This window comes from Pseudomonas sp. SDO55104_S430, assembly GCF_054070595.1.
Genome location: NZ_JBSVXG010000427.1, coordinates 1 through 2,126 on the forward strand (window position 1 = coordinate 1; position 2,126 = coordinate 2,126).

General features: G+C 61.9%; 4 protein-coding genes. 1 reads left to right on the forward strand and 3 read right to left on the reverse strand.

The features are described from left to right. Positions 1-52 precede the first annotated feature (52 nt). The 3 genes from ACW9JE_RS30360 to arsC are packed head-to-tail and all read right to left on the reverse strand — an operon-like array spanning position 53 to position 1,427. On the reverse strand, positions 53-478 hold the full coding sequence (locus ACW9JE_RS30360) for a DUF2069 domain-containing protein (protein WP_224539783.1): 426 nt from the start codon (positions 476-478) through the stop codon (positions 53-55). 2 nt (positions 479-480) lie between these two features. Continuing rightward, positions 481-1,077: an NAD(P)H:quinone oxidoreductase gene (wrbA, locus tag ACW9JE_RS30365; RefSeq protein WP_224539785.1), complete on the reverse strand. Its 597-nt coding sequence runs from the start codon at positions 1,075-1,077 to the stop codon at positions 481-483. Then, a complete protein-coding gene (arsC, locus tag ACW9JE_RS30370) occupies positions 1,074-1,427 on the reverse strand; it encodes an arsenate reductase (glutaredoxin) (RefSeq protein WP_224539788.1) in 354 nt (117 codons plus the stop codon). Before arsC ends, wrbA begins: the two co-directional genes overlap by 4 nt. 115 nt (positions 1,428-1,542) lie before the next feature. On the opposite strand from arsC, the gene ACW9JE_RS30375 reads away from it, so the two are divergent. Next, entirely contained in the window at positions 1,543-2,013 is a 471-nt protein-coding gene (locus ACW9JE_RS30375; RefSeq protein WP_224539789.1) for a TlpA disulfide reductase family protein, read from the forward strand. Positions 2,014-2,126: the final 113 nt, after the last annotated feature.

Here is a 2,126-nt window from a genome sequence, read left to right on the forward strand (position 1 = left end):
TACAGGGTACGTGTTTCCTGTAGGAGCGAGGCTTGCCCGCGAAATCGATCTGTCAGGCGACGGCGATCTCGCCTTCACCCGCCAACTTGCGGTTCAACTGATGCCGCCACCGCACATAAAGCAGCGCTGAACAGAACACCGCCAGACTTGCCGCCATCTCCAGCAAACCGAACATCTGCCGGTTCGGGTCATACGCCGCCAGCGCACCCTTGATGAAATACAGGTTCACCACGAAACACATCCACGAATGCCCGCGCGGGCTGCCGGTGAGCATGCCGGGCGCCAGGATCAGCAGCGGCACCAGCTCGATCAGCAAAATCACCCATGGCCGGGCGCCGTGCAGGTCCGCGACCAGCAGGTAGTAGATGCACAGCAATCCCACCAGACCGAGAAAACACAGCAGGCTGATCACCCGCATGGCGCGGACCCGGGGTTCGAGCCATTCAAGGGCGGGCAGGATCTTCGGCTTCCTGGCCATCCTCAGCCCTCCAGCTTCTGTGCGGTCTTGGCCAAGCGCATGCCCAGTGCGCGGCACAGCGCCACTTCGTGGGAATCCAGACCGCTCTTGCCGTCAGCCCCGGCGTGATGGCTGGCGCCATACGGCGTGCCGCCGCCCTGGGTTTCCAGCAAGGCCGACTCGCTGTACGGCAGGCCGGTGATAAGCATGCCGTGGTGCAGCAACGGCAACATCATCGACAACAGGGTGGTTTCCTGGCCGCCGTGCAGGCTAGCGGTCGACGTGAATACGCCAGCCGGTTTGCCCACCAGCGCGCCGGTCAGCCACAGGTTGCTGGTGCCGTCGAGGAAGTACTTGAGTGGTGCCGCCATGTTGCCGAAGCGGGTCGGGCTGCCCAGGGCCAGGCCCGCGCAGTTTTTCAGGTCGTCGAGGCTGGCGTACAGCGCGCCGTCGTCCGGAATGTCCGGCGACACGGCTTCGCACTCGGTGGAGATCGCCGGCACCGTACGTAGCCGTGCTTCAAGCCCGGCCTGCTCGACGCCACGGGCGATCTGCCGCGCCATTTCGTTGGTCGAGCCGCTGCGGCTGTAATACAGAACCAGAATGTACGGCGTGCTCATGGCAGCAGTTCCAGGATCTGCTCCGGCGGACGGCCGATGATGGCTTTGTCGCCGACGGCCAGAATCGGACGCTCCATGAGTTTCGGATGAGACGCGATAGCCGCGATCAGTTGTGCTTCGCTGAGCGTGGTGTCCGCCAGGTTGAGGGTTTTGTACTCGTCTTCGCCGGTGCGCAGCAGATCGCGGGCTCCGATGCCCAGCTTGCTCAGCAGGCTCTGGATTTGCGCGGCGTCCAGCGGGGTTTCCAGATAGCGCACCACGGTCGGGGTCAGGCCGCGGGCTTCGAGCAGTTCGAGCGCACCGCGGGATTTCGAGCAGCGCGGGTTGTGATAAAGCGTCAGATCGGTCATGAGCGGGTCGCATGTTGTGTAAGGTGGCGGCTATTCTAACTGTGCAACGCGTAATCCAGAACCTTGGGAGGCAATGGGTCGCGGCAGTATTCTTTTTTCGACAAGGAATCACGACATGGCAAGGCGACTGGCAGCGGCATTGGCGATCTTCGGCGCGTTGATGCTGACGGGATGTGGGGGTAACGACTACGGGATCGATCAGAACGGGCAGAAGGTCGCTGCCGATCGCCTGGACGATAAATGGCTGGTACTCAACTACTGGGCCGAATGGTGTGGCCCGTGCCGAACCGAGATTCCGGAATTGAACCACCTGTCCGAGCAGCTCAAGGACAAGAATATCGGGGTTTTCGGGGTCAACTTCGACAATGTGCAGGGTGAAGAGCTGAAGAGCGCGAGCGAGAAGCTCGGGATCAAGTTCACCGTGCTGGCGCAGGATCCTTCCGAACTGTTCGAGCTGCCGCGCAGTGAAGCCTTGCCGGTGACCTACATCATCGACAACAAGGGCAAGGTACGCGAACAGTTGATGGGCGAGCAGACGGCGGCGGGGGTGATGGCGAAGCTGGAGGCGTTGCAGGCGAAGAATTGAGTCGCTGACTCAGTACCTGTAGCAGCTGGCGCAGCCTGCGTCCGGCTGCGCAGCAGTCGCAAAACCTGAGTGCTAGATTTGCCTGAAACACCGCATAGTCTGATTTCACGACT

What these genes read in the sequence shown, in the direction of transcription:
- ACW9JE_RS30360 (WP_224539783.1), bottom strand. Translation starts at nt 478, where the DNA reads ATGGCCAGGAAGCCGAAGATCCTGCCCGCCCTTGAATGGCTCGAACCC.
- wrbA (WP_224539785.1), bottom strand. Translation starts at nt 1,077, where the DNA reads ATGAGCACGCCGTACATTCTGGTTCTGTATTACAGCCGCAGCGGCTCG.
- arsC (WP_224539788.1), bottom strand. Translation starts at nt 1,427, where the DNA reads ATGACCGATCTGACGCTTTATCACAACCCGCGCTGCTCGAAATCCCGC.
- ACW9JE_RS30375 (WP_224539789.1), top strand. Translation starts at nt 1,543, where the DNA reads ATGGCAAGGCGACTGGCAGCGGCATTGGCGATCTTCGGCGCGTTGATG.